This window comes from Streptomyces sp. HUAS ZL42, from assembly GCF_040782645.1.
Lineage (GTDB): Bacteria > Actinomycetota > Actinomycetes > Streptomycetales > Streptomycetaceae > Streptomyces.
The window spans coordinates 7,605,282-7,621,425 of record NZ_CP160403.1 but is presented as its reverse complement, the minus strand read 5'-3'; the positions used below and the strand labels follow the sequence as shown (position 1 = coordinate 7,621,425).

Below are 16,144 nucleotides of genomic sequence, written 5' to 3'. Positions count from 1 at the left end.
GCGCGCGTCCCCGCGCCCCTCAGGGGGCGCGGGGCTCACGCCCGCTCTTTCCTCTTGCCCAGCGTGGCCATGTACGCCATGTCCCCCACGCCCACGATGATGATCGCCGCGATGAGCTGGAACGCGTGCCGGCTCCAGTCGATACCGGACGTCACCTCGACACCTGCCGCGCGGGCGACGGCGTTGCCGACGATGGCGCCCAGCATGCCGAAGATGGTGGTGAGCCACAGCGGGCTGTGCTGCTTGCCCGGGATGATCAACTTGGCGATCAGGCCCAGCACGAATCCGACGATGATCGCCCACAACCAGCCCATGGCTGCCTCCTCGTACGACCCCACGTGAGCCCTGCCCCCAGTGTCGGCTCGCGTCCCGTACGGCGCATGCCGGGCTCGACCGTACGCGGTATGGCGCAGGACGTTCGCCCAGGCAGCAGGCGACCCGGTCTCGAAGGCGGCGCAGTCGCGGCGTAACGTTGAGGCTGTCCGGGTCCGGATCCCCGACCGGGTGCGGACCGGAGACGGGCGGGGGACAGTCCGATGCGGGCGGATGGTGGAATGTGATGCGGAAGCAGCATGGCGGGGGCAACGGCCAGGTGTTCCGGATCACCGGGGCCCGGGCCGGCCTCCAGGACGACGTACGCGGCCGGCAGCGCCGATACGTCATCTCGATGACGATCCGTACGGTGTCGGTGATCCTCGCGGCCCTGCTCTGGAACGTGGAACGGCACGTCGCGATCGTGGCGCTGGTGCTCGGCGCGGTCCTTCCCTACATCGCGGTGGTGATCGCCAACGCCGGGCGGGAGAACGTGCCTTCGCTGCCCTCGACGTTCGTGAGCGTGCCACCACCACCGATGATCATGCCGCCGCGGGCCGAGGAGGGGGCGGCGGAATCCGTCCCGGAAGATGTCGTGGGCGATCCGACCGATCGGCGGCCATGAGCCCGCCGTGCACCAAGCTCAAGAAAAGCTCAGATCAATCATGTTGTTCCAGTGCCCTGCGACCGGTCACCCGTGACATACTTCGTACGCGCTCCGCATCCCCCGTCGGAGCGACGGACCGACGCCGGGCAGCTCCCCCCGTGGCTGCTCGGCGTCGCCTTTTGTTCGGCGTTGTTGTGAGACGAAATCCGTGAGTGACGAGACCCTGATCTGTTCTGCCAAGGGCTGCCGCGCCGACGCCCGGTGGGTGCTCGCGTGGAACAACCCGAAGGTTCATACGCCGGAGCGGCGAAAGACGTGGCTCGCCTGTGAGGAGCATCGCGAGTATCTGTCGCAGTTCCTGGGCGTACGAGGGTTCCTCAAGGACGTCGTCCTGCTGACGGAGTGGGAGTCCGCCGAAAACCGCTAACCGCCGATGGCGGACATCGGCCTGTCCGGCTGGACGAACGACGGGTCGTCGAGGCCCGCTCCCGCCTTCTTGCCCCACATCGCAAGGCGCCAGATGCGGGCGATCTCCTCGTCGGGGGCGTCCGAGCGGAGGGCGGCACGCAGGTCCGTCTCCTCCGTCGCGAACAGACAGGTGCGGATCTGGCCGTCGGCCGTGAGGCGGGTGCGGTCGCAGGCCGCGCAGAACGGGCGGGTCACGGAGGCGATGACGCCCACGCGGTGGGGACCGCCGTCCACCAGCCAGCGTTCGGCCGGGGCCGAGCCGCGTTCCCCCGCGTCCTCGGGGGTCAGGTCGAAGCGGGTGCGCAAGGACGCGAGGATGTCTCCGGCCGTCACCATGCCCTCGCGCTTCCAGCCGTGCTGGGCGTCGAGGGGCATCTGCTCGATGAAGCGGAGCTCGTAGTCGTGCTCCACCGCCCAGGCCAGCAGGTCCGGGGCCTCGTCGTCGTTCAGGCCCGGCATCAGGACCGTGTTCACCTTGACGGGATTCAGTCCGGCGTCGCGGGCGGCCTGGAGGCCGTCGAGGACGTCCTTGTGGCGGTCCCGGCGGGTGAGGGCCTTGAAGACGTCCGCGCGGAGGGTGTCCAGGGAGACGTTCACCCGGTCCAGGCCCGCGGCCTTCAGGGCCGTGGCGGTGCGCTTGAGGCCGATGCCGTTCGTGGTCAACGACATCTGGGGGCGGGGGGTCAGGGCCGCGACCCGCTCGACGATGCCGACCAGGCCGGGGCGCAGCAGGGGCTCGCCGCCGGTGAAGCGGACCTCCTTGATGCCGAGAGAGGTGACCGCTATGTCGATCAGCCGGACGATCTCGTCGTCGGTGAGCAAATCGGGCTTGGCCAGCCACTGCAGGCCCTCCTCGGGCATGCAGTAGGTGCAGCGCAGATTGCACCGGTCGGTCAGCGAGACCCTCAGGTCGGTGGCCACGCGGCCGTAGGTGTCGATGAGCACGTGGGCCCCCTCCCTCGTCGCGGATCAACTGTTTCCGTCATCTGCGAGCCTACGTGACGGGACCGACATCGACAGCGGCCGGATCCCACGACGTGCGGCGCGGCCGCGTCGTAGGACCCTACGATCCTGCGACGCGGCCGCGGCAAAGGGGAGATCAGTGGGCGCCGGTGCCGGTCAGCGACCGGACCTCCAGCTCGGCGTACTTGCCGGTGTCCGGCTCCTCCTTCGACAGCAGGGTGCCGATGACGCCCAGCAGGAAGCCGACCGGGATCGAGATGATGCCCGGGTTCTCCAGCGGGAACCAGTGGAAGTCGGCGTCCGGGAACATCGACGTCGGCTTGCCCGAGACGACCGGCGAGAACAGCACCAGACCGACCGCCGTGACGAGGCCGCCGTAGATCGACCACAGGGCTCCCTGGGTGGTGAACCGCTTCCAGAAGAGGCTGTAGATGATCGTCGGCAGGTTGGCCGAGGCGGCGACGGCGAAGGCGAGGGCCACCAGGCCGGCGACGTTCAGGTCGCGGGCGAGGGCGCCCAGCGCGATGGAGACGATGCCGATGCCGACCGTGGCGTACCGGGCCGCGTTCACCTCCTGCTTCTCGGTGGCCGTGCCCCGCTTGATGACGTTCGCGTAGATGTCGTGCGCGAAGGAGGAGGACGAGGCCAGGGTCAGTCCCGCGACGACCGCGAGGATCGTGGCGAAGGCGACCGCCGAGATGGTGGCGAGCAGGATGGCGCCCCAGCTGGAGTCGACGCCGCCGAGGTGCAGCGCCAGCAGCGGGGCGGCGGTGTTGCCGGCCTTGTTGGAGGTGGTGATCTCGTCCGGGGTGATGAGCGCCGCTGCGCCGAAGCCCAGTGCGAGGGTCATCAGGTAGAAGGCGCCGATGAGGCCGATGGCCCAGATCACCGACTTACGGGCGGCCTTGGCGGTGGGCACCGTGTAGAAGCGGATCAGGATGTGCGGCAGGCCGGCGGTGCCAAGGACCAGTGCGATGCCGAGGGAGATGAAGTCCAGCTTGGTCGTGCCGGTGGCGCCGTACTTCAGACCGGGCTCCAGGAAGGCGGCGCCCTTGCCGCTGTGCTCGGCGGCGCTGCCCAGCAGGTCGGAGACGTTGAAGTTGAACTTCAGCAGGACCAGGAAGGTCAGCAGCAGGGCGCCGGCGATCAGCAGCACGGCCTTGACCATCTGCACCCAGGTGGTGCCCTTCATACCACCGATGGTGACGTACACGATCATCAGGACGCCGACCAGGGCGACGATGCCGATCTTGCCGCCGTCACTGGTGATGCCGAGCAGCAGCGAGACCAGGACGCCCGCGCCCGCCATCTGCGCCAGCAGGTAGAAGATCGACACGACGATCGTGGAGGTGCCCGCGGCGGTACGGACGGGTCGCTGGCGCATGCGGTACGCCAGCACGTCACCCATGGTGTAACGGCCGGAGTTGCGCAGCGGCTCCGCCACCAGGAGCAGGGCGACGAGCCAGGCGACCAGGAAGCCGATGGAGTAGAGGAAGCCGTCGTAGCCGAACAGCGCGATGGCGCCCGCGATGCCGAGGAAGGACGCGGCGGACATGTAGTCGCCGGAGACGGCGAGGCCGTTCTGGAAGCCGGTGAACTGCCGTCCGCCCGCGTAGAAGTCGGCGGCGTCCTTGGTCTGACGGCCCGCCCAGACCGTGATGACCAGGGTCGCGGCGACGAACACCGCGAACAGGGTGATGATCAGCGGCCGGTGCTCGCTTGCCTCGCCGGCTGCCAGAGTGATCGCGGGGCTCATGCGCCGCCCTCCATCCGGGACTTGATCGCCTCGGCCTTGGGGTCGAGCTTGGCGGCGGCGTGCCGCGCGTACCACCAGGCGATGAGGAACGTGGTGAGGAACTGGGCGATGCCCAGGACCAGAGCGATGTTGATGTTCCCGAAGACCTTGGTGCCCATGAGGTCGCCCGCGTAGTTGGAGAGCAGGACGTACAGCAGGTACCAGGCGATGAACGCGACGGTCAGCGGGAAGGCGAAGGAGCGGTAGGAGCGGCGCAGTTCACCGAAGTCCGCACTCTCCTGGACCTCGACGAACTCCTCGGTGGTGGGGAGTCGGGTTTGGGTTTTCGAGGGGGGCGGTGTCTCGGTGGCCACGGAGTCTCCTCGCGTTGCGGATGCGGTTGTGACGGGGACAGGGGGCGAGTGTCCTCGCGTTCCCTGCACAAGGTCACGGCGGCGCGCGAGGACCGGTTCAACTCGCACGGCTTCTTTCCGAAGTCATCTCGGATCAGTCATTCCGAACTCACTTCCCGCAAGTCATTGCTGGCCAGCGAGTCCGGGAGATAGCTTCGGCCTGCACCACCCGTCATGTACCTGCCCGAGCACCACCGCCGCCTCGGGCGGGTTTTCGTTTCCGGATGATGTGGAGATCCCATGGCTCATCTGCGTTCCAGACGCCGCCTCGCCCTCGCCGTGCCGGTCGTGCTGTCGGTGACGGCCGCGCTCGGCTTCGTTCCCACGGCGGCGTCGGCGGCGCCGGCCGCGAGCACCGCCGCCGAGGCCGCCGAGGCCGGCACTCTGGCGTACGTCGTCAACACCAAGGTGGACCACCGCACGATCGAGGCGGTGAAGAAGGCGATCACCGCTGCGGGCGGCACCGTCGTCGTGGCGTACGAGAAGATCGGCGTGATCGTCGTCCACTCCGCGAACCCCGACTTCGGCCCCCGGATGCGCAAGGTACGCGGGGTGCAGTCGGCCGGTGCCACGCGCACCTCGCCGCTGAGCGCCGCGGGGACGACGGAAGAGGGCGCGGTGCAGTACCTCTCCAAGGAGGAGGCCGCCAAGGTCGCCGCGCAGAGCACGGCCGCCGGCGAGGAACCCCTCGAGGCCGACCAGTGGGACCTGCGCGCGATAGGCGCCGACAAGGCCGCCGAGATCAACCCGGGCAGCAAGAAGGTGACCGTCGCCGTGATCGACACCGGCGTCGACGACACCCACCCCGACATCGCCCCGAACTTCTCCCCCTCGCAGTCCGCGAACTGTGTGAGCGGCAAGGCGGACACCACCTACGGCGCCTGGCGGCCGGTGGACGCGGACCACTACCACGGCACGCACGTGGCGGGTGAGATCGCCGCGGCCCGCAACGGCATCGGTGTCGCGGGCGTCGCGCCCGGCGTGAAGGTCGCGAGCATCACGGTCGCGCAGCCGGACGAGAACCAGCTGTTCTTCCCCGAGAGCGTCGTGTGCGCCTTCGTGTTCGCCGCCGACCACGGCGTGGAGATCACCAACAACAGCTACTACGTGGACCCGTGGCTGTACAACTGCCTCGACGACCCCGACCAGAAGGCCATCGTCGACGCCGTCAACCGGGCCCAGCTGTACGCCCAGCACAAGGGCACCCTGAACGTCGCCTCGGCGGGCAACTCCAACGACGACCTCGACGCGGACTCCCTCGTCGACGACTCCAGCCCCGACGACTCGACCCCGGTGACCCGGACGGTCGACCCGCACGAATGCTTCGACATTCCGACGCAGCTGCCGGGCGTCGTCACCGTGAGCGCGACGGGTGTGAAGGGCACCAAGTCCTACTACTCCAGCTACGGCTACGGCGTCGCCGACGTCGCGGGCCCGGGCGGCGACAAGTACCAGATCCCGGACACCCCGTCGGCCAACGGCCGCATCCTGTCCACGCTGCCGAACAACGCGTACGGCTTCCTCCAGGGCACGTCGATGGCGTCCCCGCACGTCGCCGCGGTGGCCGCGCTGCTGAAGTCCACGCATCCGTTCGCGACGCCGGCCCAGCTTCAGTGGCTTCTCAAGGCCCAGGCGGACAACCCCGGCTGCCCGACGGAGCCCTACGACGGGAACGGCGACGGTGTGGTCGACGCGACCTGCGTGGGTGGCAAGCAGGTCAACGGCTTCTACGGCTTCGGGATCGTCAACGCGCTGCGCGCGGTCGAGTAGCCCGCCGGGATGAGGACTTGCCGCACAGCCCGCCCGGCCCACTCGACCCGCGAACGAACTGGAGAGACTGACACCATGACAGCGCCTCAGCCGCGCTACCGCCGCGCCATGGCGATACCCGTCGGAATGGCCATGGCGACGGCCCTCGCGTTCCTGCCGAACGTCACGGCCTCGGCGGCCCCGTCGGCCGCCACCGAGGCCACGGCGGCCGCGGACGCGACCTCGCTCAGCTATGTCGTCAACGTCCGCCCCGGGCACGGGGTGTCCCGGCATGTGAAGAAGGCGATCGCCGAGGCCGGCGGCACGATCGTGACGTCGTACGACCGGATCGGCGTGATCGTCGTCCACTCGTCGAACGCCGACTTCGCCAGGACGATCCGCACGGTGCGCGGCGTCGACTCGGCGGGGGCCACCCGCAACGCGCCGCTGCCCGCGCAGTCGACCGGCGACATGGGCACCCCGCAGGTGCTGAGCGCCGACGAGGTGGCCGGCGCGGAGGCGGCCGACGGGCAGGACCCGTTGGAGCCGCTGCAGTGGGACCTGCCCGCCATCAAGGCGGACAAGGCGCACGAGAAGACGCTGGGCAGCTCGAAGGTCACGGTCGCGGTGATCGACACGGGTGTCGACGACACCCATCCGGACATCGCGCCCAACTTCGACCGCGCCGCGTCGGTCAACTGCGTGACGGGCAAGCCGGACACCACGGACGGCGCCTGGCGGCCGACCGCCGCCGAGAGCCCGCACGGCACGCACGTCGCCGGAGAGATCGCGGCCGCCAAGAACGGCGTCGGCATGACGGGCGTCGCGCCCGGAGTGAAGGTCGCCGGCATCAAGGTGTCCACGACCGCCGGCTACTTCTACACGGAGGCCGTGGTCTGCGGCTTCGTGTGGGCGGCCGAGCACGGCGTCGACGTCACGAACAACAGCTATTACACCGACCCCTGGTACTTCAACTGCAAGAACGACCCGGACCAGAAGGCGCTCGTGGACGCCATCACCCGGGCCTCCCGGTACGCGGAGAAGAAGGGCACGGTCAACATCGCGGCGGCCGGCAACGAGCGCTACGACCTCGCGGCCGACGAGATCACCGACCCGGTCTCGCCCAACGACTCCACGCCGTCGGACCGGGTGATCGACCCGTCCGAGTGCTACGACATACCGACCCAGCTGCCGGGAGTAGTCACGGTCGCGGCCACGGGCGCGAAGGGCATCAAGTCGTCCTTCTCCAACTACGGTCTGGGCGTCATCGACATAGCCGCCCCCGGCGGCGACTCGACCCGCTTCCAGACCCCGGCCCCGCCGGCCACCAGCGGCCTGATCCTGGGCACGCTGCCCGGCGGCAAGTGGGGCTACATGGCCGGTACGTCGATGGCGACCCCGCACGTCGCGGGCGTCGCCGCCCTGATCAAGTCGACGCACCCGCACGCCCCCGCGGCTCTGGTGAAGGCCCTCCTCTACGCCGAGGCCGACGCCACGCCGTGCACGGACCCGTACGACATCGACGCCGACGGCAAGGTCGACGCGGTGTGCGAGGGGCCGAAGAACTACAACGGCTTCTACGGATGGGGCACCGCGGACGCACTGGACGCGGTGACCAAGTAGGCCAAGCGGGTCAGTCCGTATATTGACTCGGTCAAGACTGCATAGTGCAGTCATGACTGGAGTCGAGTTCGCTTGGTCCGCATTGGGCGGTGATCCCGCCCTTCTGTCACGGGTGTCGACCGTGGTGCGGGAGGGCGCGCTTCGGGCGCGCCTTCCCGTACGGGAGTTGGCGCGGGCGTGTGTCGGAGCGTGCGCGCTGGCCGGCGCCGAGTTGGGGGCGCGGCGGGCCGGGCTCGGTCAGGTGCCCGGGGTGCGGGTGGACGACGGGGCCGTGGCCACCGCGTTCGTCAGTGAGCGGCATCTGCTGGTCGACGGGCGGGCACCGATCATGTTCGCGCCGCTTTCGCGGTTCTGGCGGACGGCGGACGGGTGGGTGCGGACGCACGCGAACTACCCGCACCACCGGGCGCGGTTGCTCGGCACTCTGGGAGTGCCCGAGGACGTGGCCCTTGTCGAGGCCGCGCTCGCCGAGCGGTCCGCTCTGGAGGTGGAGGAGGCCGTGTACGCGGCCGGAGGCCTGGCCGTGGCCCTGCGGACGCCCGCCGAGTGGGCCGCGCACGAGCAGGCCGCCGCGCCGGCGGAACGGCCCCTCGTCGAGCGAGGGCGGCTGGACGAAGCGCACGCGCGCGTGCTCTCCCCCGTCGACCCGGCTCCCCTGCTGCCCGCCGCCGGGCTGCGTGTCCTCGACCTGACCCGGGTCATCGCGGGCCCGGTCGCCACCCGCACGCTCGCCCTGCTGGGCGCGGACGTGCTGCGCGTGGACCCGCCCCAACTGCCCGAACTCCCCGACCAGCACGCGGACACGGGCTTCGGGAAGCGGTCGACGAGGCTGGACCTGACGGCCGACCGGGCTGCCTTCGAGGAGTTGCTCACCGCAGCGGACGTCGTCGTCACGGGGTACCGGCCGGGCGTCCTGGACCGGTTCGGGCTCTCCCCCGAGGCGCTGGCCGAGCGCAGACCCGGGGTGGTGGTGGCGCAGTTGTCGGCGTGGGGCGCGTACGGGCCGTGGAAGGGGCGAAGGGGCTTCGACAGCCTGGTACAGGCGGCCACGGGAATCGCAGTGATCGAGGGGTGGGTGGACCAGCCGGGTGCGCTGCCCGCGCAGGCCCTCGACCATGGCACGGGCTATCTGCTGGCGGCGGCGGTGCTACGGGCGCTGACGGAGCAGTCGTACGACGGAGGCAGCAGGTTCGTCAGGCTGGCGCTGGCGCGAACCGCCGCCTGGTTGACGGACGGGATGCCGGCAGACACGGCGGAGGGTGCGGCGTACGACGGTCCCGAGCCGTGGCTCGCCGAGCGCGACAGCGGGATCGGGCGGCTGCGGTACGCCCGGTCACCGGTCGCCCTTGCGGGCGGTCCGGTCGACTGGGCGCGGCCTCCGGGGCCGTGGGGATCGGATCCGGCGCGCTGGGCGTGAGTCCTCGCCGGGCCGGAAGCGTACCTAGGGGCGGAATGCCGTTCCTCCAGTTGTTTTCCTGCACTTGCCCGGTTCCGCAGCGGCTGGCGAAGATCCTGGGGTGACCTTGCCACGACCGTCCGCCGGGGCCTCCGACACGGGCGACGCCGCGCCCCGCGCCGGCACCGGCCGGGCGGTCGCCGTCCTCGCACTGGTGGCACTGGCCGCGCTGATCCCGCTGTTCGGACCATCCGCCGCGCTGCACGGCACCGGAGAGGCCGCGGCCCCCGGGGTGGGCGGGATCGCGCTGCTGCGGGCGGTGCTGCCGGCGGCACTGTGCGTGCCGGTGGGCGAGTTGTTCGTCAACCGGCTGGCGGGGCGGGTGCCCGGCGCTCCTGCCGAACGGCCGCCCAGCTGGGCGCCGTACGCGGCCGCCGCCGGATTCGTCGCCGCGCTGGGGCTCGCCTCGGTCGTGTCCACCGGCAACCTCGTACCGCACAGCCTCGGCCAGATCGACGTCGGCGGGCTCTACGAGTCCCGTGACGGCAAACTCGCGCTGCTCGAGGTCAACGCCTTCGCGGTGGCGGCCCTGTGCGCCCTGTCGGGCCGAACGGCCGCCCAGGTCTGGCCGCTTGCGGCGGTGGTCGTCGCGGAGGCGCTGCGGGCGCACCCCACGACCGAGCACGGTCCGCTGCTCGGCTCCGCCCTGACGCTCGTGCACCTGACGTGCGCGGTGCTGTGGGTGGGAGGCCTGCTGCACGCGCTGCGGACGCTGAAGGGGTGGCGCGACACACCGGCAGGGGCGGCGTTGCTGGGTCTCTACGCGCGCGTGGCGGCCGTGCTGCTCGCCGCGATCACTGCGACCGGGGTGTGGAGTTCGCTGCGCCGGATGCCGTCGGGGACGATCCTCGAGCAGCTGACGGCGACGGCGTACGGGCGCGCCCTGCTCGCCAAGGTGCTCCTCGTGGCCGCCGTGGCCCTGCTCGCCCTGTGGGCGCGGATCCGGCTGCGCCGGGCGGCGGACCCGCTGACGGCGTGTACGCCCGCGCGTGCGGAGGTCGTGGCGCTGGGGGTGGTGGTCGCGGTGTCGGGCCTGCTGACGGCGCTGCCGGTGCCCATCAGGTGGTGAGCGCCGGCTGCCTGACCGGCCCGAGGGTGCCGTGGACCAGCAGGAACTGCGCGGCGGCGTACGTCAGCATGATCCAGAGATCGGGGACCGGCGGCTGGGGCCAGTCGGCGACGCCGGTCGCGATCAGGGTGTCGGAGAGCAGGAAGAGCGCGCCGCCCATCCCGGCCAGGAGGCCGATCCGGGTGGCGGCCGTGTACGCCATGACCGTGAGCAGGGTGCTGTAGACGGCGACCGGGACACGCAGTTCCGGGGGGAGGTCCGGCCACAGCAGGACCACGGTGCCGACGAGGGCGGCGGCGTACGCGGGGGCGAGGAGTGCCGCATACTCGCGTGGGGTGCCGATGCGGGTGAAGAGGACGAGGTAGCAGACGTGACCGGCCGCGAAGGCCGCCATCCCGGCGAGGAAGGCGGGGTCGGCGTCGGACAGCAGCAGGGTGTCCCCGGCCCAGCCGCACAGGACGGCGGCGATCAGCAGCCGGGGCGCGCCGCGCAGGGCCGCGTACACGGCCAGCAGGGGCATCAGCAGGGGCTTGGTGAGCAGGTGTCCGGTGTCGGCGCCGACCGCGAGGGAGCCGAGGTCGACGACGGTCGCGAGGCCGAAGAGGGTGAGCAGGAGACGGGCCGGTGTCATGCGCCCACGGTCTCCTCGGCCGGCTCGGACACGGCAGCGGGCTGCCAGCCCGGCCCGCGGAACACACGCCCCGCGCGCTCGCGCCAACTGTCGGCCGCCTTCAGGTCCCTGGCGATGGCGACGTACTCGTGGGTGGCGACCTTGAGCGGGTTGTACGTGTTGATGTTCTTCGTCAGCCCGTAGACGGGCCGTTCGGTCTCGGCCACGAACGACCCGAAAAGCCGGTCCCAGACGATGAGGATCCCGCCGAAGTTGCGGTCGAGGTAGCCGCCCTGGGAGGCGTGGTGAACTCGGTGGTGGGACGGCGTGTTGAAGACGAACTCGAACCAGCGGGGCATCTTGTCGATCCGCTCCGTGTGGATCCAGAACTGGTAGACGAGGTTCGCGGAGGAGCAGAACGCGAGCGCGGCCGGATGCACGCCGACGGCGACGAGGGGGACGTAGAACGGCCAGACGGTCAGCGACGTCCAGGGCTGGCGCAGCGCGGTGGTGAGGTTGAACTTCCGGCTGGAGTGGTGCACGACGTGGCAGGCCCACAGGATGCGGATGACGTGGTGACCGCGGTGGGACCAGTAGTAGAAGAAGTCCTGCGCGAGCAGCATCAGGGGGACGGTCCACAGGAGCACGGGGACGCGCAGGGGCGTGAGTTCGTAGAGGGCCGTGTAGACAGCGACGATCGGGATCTTCCAGAGGAAGTCGAAGACGAGACTGCCGAGGCCCATGCCGATGCTGGTGGCGGCGTCCTTCGTTTCGTATCCCGCGGCGTCGTCGTCGGGATGGATACGGACGCTGATCACCTCGATCACGGTGAGCAGCACGAAGGCGGGTATCGACCACAGCACGACATCGGGCAGGTTCGGCATGTGGGCACCGTAGAACCGCTGGTCGGCGGCGGCTAGACGTTGTTACCCACAAGTATTACCGAGGGTACGCGCTTGCTTCTTGGCGATCTCCGCCAATCGCCGAACACGGGCTCACACCCCCACCGCCCCCAACAGGGCTCCCGCCGCGTGTGTCACCCCCATCGCGAGTGCTCCGCCGATCACGTTCCGCAGCACCGCCCGGCCCGGCTCCGCAGCGCCGAGCCGTGCGCTGCTCCATCCCGTGAAGACCAGCGCGAGGAGGACCGAGCCCACGGTGACGGGGAGCCGCCAGTCCGCCGGAGGCAGGACGATCGCCAGCAGGGGCAGCAGTGCCCCCGCCGTGAAGGCCAGGAAGCTCGCCCACGCCGCATGCCAGGGGTTGGTCAGCTCGTCGGGGTCGATGCCGAGCTCCACGCGCGCGTGGGCGCGCAGCGCGTCCCGTTCCGTCAGCTGGGCGGCGGCCTCCCGGGCCACGTCGCGGGAGAGTCCGCGCCGCTCCAGCAGTTCCGTCAGCTCCTCGAGCTCCGCCTCCGGCTGCTCACGCAGCTCACGTTTCTCGAGCGCCAACGCCGCCTTCTCCGAGTCGCGTTGGGTCGACACCGACACGTACTCCCCCGCCGCCATCGACATCGACCCGGCGAGCAGGCCGGCGAGGCCCGCCGTGAGCAGCGCCGATCGGTCGTCGGTCGCGCCGGCCACGCCGACGACGAGACCCGCGGTGGACACGATCCCGTCGTTCGCGCCAAGGACCGCGGCCCGCAGCCAGTTCAGGCGGGCACCGAGCGCACCACTGTGGGCTTCGCCGCCGTGCGTTGGTTGCGTCACAGAACGGAGGATGGCACCCGCGGCCTCACCAGACCCGCACCGACGCTCCTTTCGCGAACACGGGGCTGGTGGCGTCGGCCGGCGGCTCGGTCAGCGGCTGCGCCAGCTCCTCCACGGTCGGGCCCACCTTCGCCGCGACCGCGTCCAGGGCGTCCAGGTCGAAGCCGTACACCCGTGCCGCGTTGCCGCCCACCATCGCCGCGACCTCCTGCCTGGGCACGCCCGCGTACGCGGAGCGCAGGCCCTCCCGGGAGTAGGGGTACGTCCCCTCGTCGTGCGGGTAGTCGCTGCCCCACATGATCTTCTCGACGCCGATGCGGTCCCGCAGCGGGACCTCGTGCGGGCGCATGAAGCTCGCGCCGACGAAGCAGTTGTCGCGCCAGACCTCCGAAGGCGGCTTTCCCATGCGGGCCGCCAGGCCCGCACCGAACTTCGACTCCGCGGTGGCCGCTTTCGTCGCTGCCGCGATCAGACGGCCGTGGTAGTAGTCCAGCATCTCCAGCACGCCGGGGATCCAGCCCGAGCCCTGCTCGGTCAGCACCAGTTTCAGGCCGGGGTGGCGGCGGAAGGCGCCGCCGAACACCAGATGCCACAGCGCGCGGTGGGAGAACCACGTCGTCTCGACCATGAACACGGCACGCGCCGCCGGTTCGTCGCCCAGCGGGGGCGATGCCGAGCCGGCGTGGTGGTTCACCGGGACGTCCAGCTCCTCACAGACCGCCCAGATCGGGTCGTACGTCGACGAGTACAGCTCGGGCAGGCCCGAGCCCGGGGGTGTGCCCGGCAGGAGCAGACCGCCCTTCAGCCCGGCCCCCACCGCCCACCTGATCTCCTTCACCGCCTCCTCGACGTCGTTGAGGAGGATCTGGAAGACGCCCGCACGTCGGCCCGGCGCGGCCGCGCAGAAGTCCGCCAGCCAGCGGTTGTGGGCCCGCAGGCCCGCCCAGCGCCGGTCGAACTCCTCCGCCGTCGGCGCGGGAGCCGAAAGCGAGCCGGAGGGGAAGAACGGAGGGATCGTGTTCGGGAACACCACCTCCGCGACGATCCCGTCCTCCTCCAGCTCCGCCAGGCGGCGCCCGGAGTCCCAGTTCTTGTCGGCCGCGTCGGCCACCAGGTCCTCGTACGGGTTGACGTACGTCACCGCCCACGCGTCGAAGTCGTCTTGGTACCGCCTGTCCAGGTACGGCTTGTAGTCCAGGAGGTCGGCTCCCGCGTGGCAGTCGGCCGAGATCACCGTGTAGCGGTCACTCATGGGGTCACTCCCAGGGTCGGGAAGTCGTGGTCCGTCAGCCAGTGCCGGCCCACCTCGCGCGAGCGCGCCCAGGACGCCGCGACCGCCGCCTGGTCCTCCGGCTGGCCGAGGTCGGCCGGCGTGGGACCGATGCGGTGGGCCAGCGGGATCAGCTTCGCCACGTCGAAGCCGAAGACCTCCGCCGCGGCCATGCCCAGCATGCGGCGGGTCTCCGGGACGGGGATGTCGTGGAAGGTGCGCCGCAGCCACGCGCGCGTGTCGGGCCACGTGCCCTCCGGGTGCGGGAAGTCGCTGCCCCAGAGGATGTTGTCGACGCCGATCTCGTAACGCTGGGCCAGTTCGCGGCGCTTGGTGTTGGTCGCGCAGACGAAGACCTGGCGGTCGAGGTACTCGTGCGGCGGGCGCTTCAGCTCCTGGAAGGGGGACAGCTTCTTGCCGCCGTGCGCGCCGAGGTAGAGCCGGTCCATGAACCAGAGCAGGTTCGGCAGCCACCAGCAGCCGGACTCGGCGACGCCGAACTTCAGGCCGGGGTGGCGTTCGAAGACGCCGGACCACAGCAGGAACCAGAGCGGCCTGGCGGGCCACCAGGTCACCTCGCTCACATAGATGCCCAGGTGATCGCCGTATTCCTGCCTCGGTGCCGCCCCGGAGTGCGTCAGCACCGGCATCCCGCACTCCGCGGCCGCCGCCCACACAGGGTCGTAACGGCGGTCGTGGTACGGCTCCTTGTCGACCCACATGGAGGGGATCATGAGCGCGCCGAGTCCGGACTCCCGGGCGCGGTGGATCTCCGCGACGACCCGCTCGGTGGGCGCCGTTACCGGCAACAGGGCCACGCCGCAGTGCCGTTCGGGACGCTCGGAGACGAAGTCCGCCAGCCAGCGGTTGTGCGCCTGCGCTCCCGCCATGCCCAGTTCGGGGTCCTGGTCGCCGGAGAGCCCGAGGCCGACGCCGAAGGGGGCGGCCGTCCGGCTGTCCACCGCGTCGGCGTCCGGGAAGACCACTTCGGCCGCGACACCGTCGCCGTCCAGTTCCTTCAGGCGCTGCGCGGTGTCCCAGCCCCCGCGCAGGCCCTCCTCGTTGTCGTGGAACCACTTGCTCGCGAACGCCTCGTTGCGGATGCCGAGCCGGGTCATCTCCGCACGGCGGCGCTCGCGTCCGGCGAGGAAGTCGTCGAAGTCCCGGTGGAAGCGGGACTCCAGGTACGGCCGGTACTCCTCGGTGGGCAGTCCGGCATGGCAGTCGGAGGAGATGATCAGGTAGGGCTCGTCCTGCTCGGTCACTGCGGCCCCCTCAGTCGAGTACGAAGCTTTCGAGGTACGACGGGTTCGCGCGCTCGAGCATCGACTGCGCGCGTGCCCTGATCTGTGCGTCGCTGTGCTCGCTCTCGGGCAGCAGCCAGAAGCGGTCCGCGCGGATGCCGTCCACCACGAAGTCGGCGACCTCCTCCACCGGCGTGAAGCGGACCTCGCGGCCGGCGTCCCGCATGGCCGTCTCCCACTGGCCGAGACTGCGGTACGGAGTTCTGCGCGGCCGCCGCTTGGCGTAGCGCTCAGGCCGGTTGCGGTGCGACTCCCACAGGCCCGTGCGCAGCATGTGCGGGCCGGGGAAGAGGACGGACGCGCCCACGCGCGTGTGCTCCGCTTTCAGGTGGGCGTACAGGGACTCCGTCATCGTGACGACCGCCGCCTTGGTGACGGCGTACACGGAGGCGGTGGGCAGTGGGGCGATTCCGCCGTCGCCGGACGACGTGTTGACCACGTGACCCGGCTCCCCGCCTGCCAGCATGCGGGGCACGAAGGCCTGGACGCCGTGGAAGACGCCCCACACGTTGACGGCGAAGGCCCACTTCCAGTCGTTCGGCTCGTGCTCCCACATGCGGCCCTCGGCGCCCGAGCCAACCCCGGCGTTGTTGCACAGGACGTGGACGGCGCCGTACGTGTCGTAGGCCGACTCGGCCAGCCGATCCACCTCTTCGCGTACGCCGACGTCGACCACGCGCGCGTGCACGTCGGCGCCCCCCGCGCGCAGCCCCGAGGCGGCCTTGTCGAGCGCGCCCTCCTCGACGTCGGCGAGGACCACCTTCAGGCCCTCGGCCGCGAACCGCCGGGCCATGGCCAGCCCGATCCCGCTCGCGGCGCCCGTGACGACGGCGACCTGTCCCTCGCGCAGGTCCAT

General features: G+C 70.9%; 16 protein-coding genes. 6 read left to right on the top strand and 10 right to left on the bottom strand.

The window, feature by feature from the left end; all coding sequences use genetic code 11:
- Positions 1-35: 35 nt before the first annotated feature.
- Positions 36-314, bottom strand: coding sequence for a GlsB/YeaQ/YmgE family stress response membrane protein (locus ABZO29_RS34755; RefSeq protein WP_367324154.1), 279 nt, complete (start codon positions 312-314; stop codon positions 36-38).
- A gap of 245 nt (positions 315-559) precedes the next feature.
- On the opposite strand from ABZO29_RS34755, the gene ABZO29_RS34750 reads away from it, so the two are divergent.
- On the top strand, positions 560-937 hold the full coding sequence (locus ABZO29_RS34750; RefSeq protein WP_367324153.1) for a DUF3099 domain-containing protein: 378 nt from the start codon (positions 560-562) through the stop codon (positions 935-937).
- A gap of 190 nt (positions 938-1,127) precedes the next feature.
- On the top strand, positions 1,128-1,346 hold the full coding sequence (locus tag ABZO29_RS34745; protein ID WP_367324152.1) for a hypothetical protein: 219 nt from the start codon (positions 1,128-1,130) through the stop codon (positions 1,344-1,346).
- On the opposite strand, the gene moaA is transcribed toward ABZO29_RS34745, so the two are convergent.
- From moaA to ABZO29_RS34730, 3 genes are all read right to left on the bottom strand, one after another.
- The gene (gene moaA, locus ABZO29_RS34740) at positions 1,343-2,332 is read right to left on the bottom strand and encodes a GTP 3',8-cyclase MoaA (protein WP_367324151.1); all 990 of its coding nucleotides are present in this window, start codon (positions 2,330-2,332) and stop codon (positions 1,343-1,345) included. The two genes, ABZO29_RS34745 and moaA, sit on opposite strands and share 4 nt — an antisense overlap.
- 154 nt (positions 2,333-2,486) lie before the next feature.
- A complete protein-coding gene (locus ABZO29_RS34735) occupies positions 2,487-4,106 on the bottom strand; it encodes a cation acetate symporter (protein ID WP_367324150.1) in 1,620 nt (539 codons plus the stop codon).
- Positions 4,103-4,459, bottom strand: a complete 357-nt coding sequence (locus ABZO29_RS34730; RefSeq protein WP_367324149.1) for a DUF485 domain-containing protein — start codon at positions 4,457-4,459, stop codon at positions 4,103-4,105. The genes ABZO29_RS34735 and ABZO29_RS34730 overlap by 4 nt, the downstream gene beginning before the upstream one ends.
- A 279-nt stretch (positions 4,460-4,738) precedes the next feature.
- On the opposite strand from ABZO29_RS34730, the gene ABZO29_RS34725 reads away from it, so the two are divergent.
- The 4 genes from ABZO29_RS34725 to ABZO29_RS34710 all read left to right on the top strand — a co-directional run bounded on the left by ABZO29_RS34725 (position 4,739) and on the right by ABZO29_RS34710 (position 10,395).
- Complete coding sequence (locus ABZO29_RS34725; protein ID WP_367324148.1) at positions 4,739-6,268, top strand: S8 family serine peptidase; 1,530 nt, start codon at positions 4,739-4,741, stop codon at positions 6,266-6,268.
- A gap of 75 nt (positions 6,269-6,343) precedes the next feature.
- Positions 6,344-7,870: a S8 family serine peptidase gene (locus ABZO29_RS34720; RefSeq protein ID WP_367324147.1), complete on the top strand. Its 1,527-nt coding sequence runs from the start codon at positions 6,344-6,346 to the stop codon at positions 7,868-7,870.
- A 52-nt stretch (positions 7,871-7,922) separates the two neighbouring features.
- Positions 7,923-9,287 (top strand): CoA transferase, encoded by a 1,365-nt coding sequence (locus tag ABZO29_RS34715; protein WP_367324146.1) that lies wholly within the window; start codon positions 7,923-7,925, stop codon positions 9,285-9,287.
- 100 nt (positions 9,288-9,387) lie between these two features.
- Positions 9,388-10,395, top strand: a complete 1,008-nt coding sequence (locus ABZO29_RS34710; protein ID WP_367324145.1) for a CopD family protein — start codon at positions 9,388-9,390, stop codon at positions 10,393-10,395.
- Here the strand turns inward: ABZO29_RS34710 and ABZO29_RS34705 are convergent.
- From ABZO29_RS34705 to ABZO29_RS34680, 6 genes are all read right to left on the bottom strand, one after another.
- Complete coding sequence (locus ABZO29_RS34705) at positions 10,385-11,026, bottom strand: lysoplasmalogenase (RefSeq protein WP_367324144.1); 642 nt, start codon at positions 11,024-11,026, stop codon at positions 10,385-10,387. The two genes, ABZO29_RS34710 and ABZO29_RS34705, sit on opposite strands and share 11 nt — an antisense overlap.
- Positions 11,023-11,889 carry a sterol desaturase family protein gene (locus ABZO29_RS34700; RefSeq protein WP_367324143.1) on the bottom strand — a complete coding sequence of 289 codons (867 nt, stop codon included), beginning with the start codon at positions 11,887-11,889 and terminating at the stop codon, positions 11,023-11,025. The genes ABZO29_RS34705 and ABZO29_RS34700 overlap by 4 nt, the downstream gene beginning before the upstream one ends.
- Before the next feature lie 111 nt (positions 11,890-12,000).
- Complete coding sequence (locus ABZO29_RS34695) at positions 12,001-12,714, bottom strand: VIT family protein (RefSeq protein WP_367324142.1); 714 nt, start codon at positions 12,712-12,714, stop codon at positions 12,001-12,003.
- A gap of 25 nt (positions 12,715-12,739) precedes the next feature.
- Entirely contained in the window at positions 12,740-13,966 is a 1,227-nt protein-coding gene (locus ABZO29_RS34690; protein ID WP_367324141.1) for an amidohydrolase family protein, read from the bottom strand.
- On the bottom strand, positions 13,963-15,249 hold the full coding sequence (locus ABZO29_RS34685) for an amidohydrolase family protein (protein ID WP_367324140.1): 1,287 nt from the start codon (positions 15,247-15,249) through the stop codon (positions 13,963-13,965). The genes ABZO29_RS34690 and ABZO29_RS34685 overlap by 4 nt, the downstream gene beginning before the upstream one ends.
- A gap of 10 nt (positions 15,250-15,259) precedes the next feature.
- Positions 15,260-16,144 (bottom strand): SDR family NAD(P)-dependent oxidoreductase, encoded by an 885-nt coding sequence (locus ABZO29_RS34680; protein ID WP_367324139.1) that lies wholly within the window; start codon positions 16,142-16,144, stop codon positions 15,260-15,262.

What these genes read in the sequence shown, in the direction of transcription:
- ABZO29_RS34720 (WP_367324147.1), top strand. Translation starts at nt 6,344, where the DNA reads ATGACAGCGCCTCAGCCGCGCTACCGCCGCGCCATGGCGATACCCGTC.
- ABZO29_RS34705 (WP_367324144.1), bottom strand. Translation starts at nt 11,026, where the DNA reads ATGACACCGGCCCGTCTCCTGCTCACCCTCTTCGGCCTCGCGACCGTC.
- ABZO29_RS34750 (WP_367324153.1), top strand. Translation starts at nt 560, where the DNA reads ATGCGGAAGCAGCATGGCGGGGGCAACGGCCAGGTGTTCCGGATCACC.
- ABZO29_RS34755 (WP_367324154.1), bottom strand. Translation starts at nt 314, where the DNA reads ATGGGCTGGTTGTGGGCGATCATCGTCGGATTCGTGCTGGGCCTGATC.
- ABZO29_RS34700 (WP_367324143.1), bottom strand. Translation starts at nt 11,889, where the DNA reads ATGCCGAACCTGCCCGATGTCGTGCTGTGGTCGATACCCGCCTTCGTG.
- ABZO29_RS34690 (WP_367324141.1), bottom strand. Translation starts at nt 13,966, where the DNA reads ATGAGTGACCGCTACACGGTGATCTCGGCCGACTGCCACGCGGGAGCC.
- ABZO29_RS34680 (WP_367324139.1), bottom strand. Translation starts at nt 16,144, where the DNA reads ATGGACCTGCGCGAGGGACAGGTCGCCGTCGTCACGGGCGCCGCGAGC.
- ABZO29_RS34715 (WP_367324146.1), top strand. Translation starts at nt 7,923, where the DNA reads ATGACTGGAGTCGAGTTCGCTTGGTCCGCATTGGGCGGTGATCCCGCC.
- ABZO29_RS34735 (WP_367324150.1), bottom strand. Translation starts at nt 4,106, where the DNA reads ATGAGCCCCGCGATCACTCTGGCAGCCGGCGAGGCAAGCGAGCACCGG.
- ABZO29_RS34725 (WP_367324148.1), top strand. Translation starts at nt 4,739, where the DNA reads ATGGCTCATCTGCGTTCCAGACGCCGCCTCGCCCTCGCCGTGCCGGTC.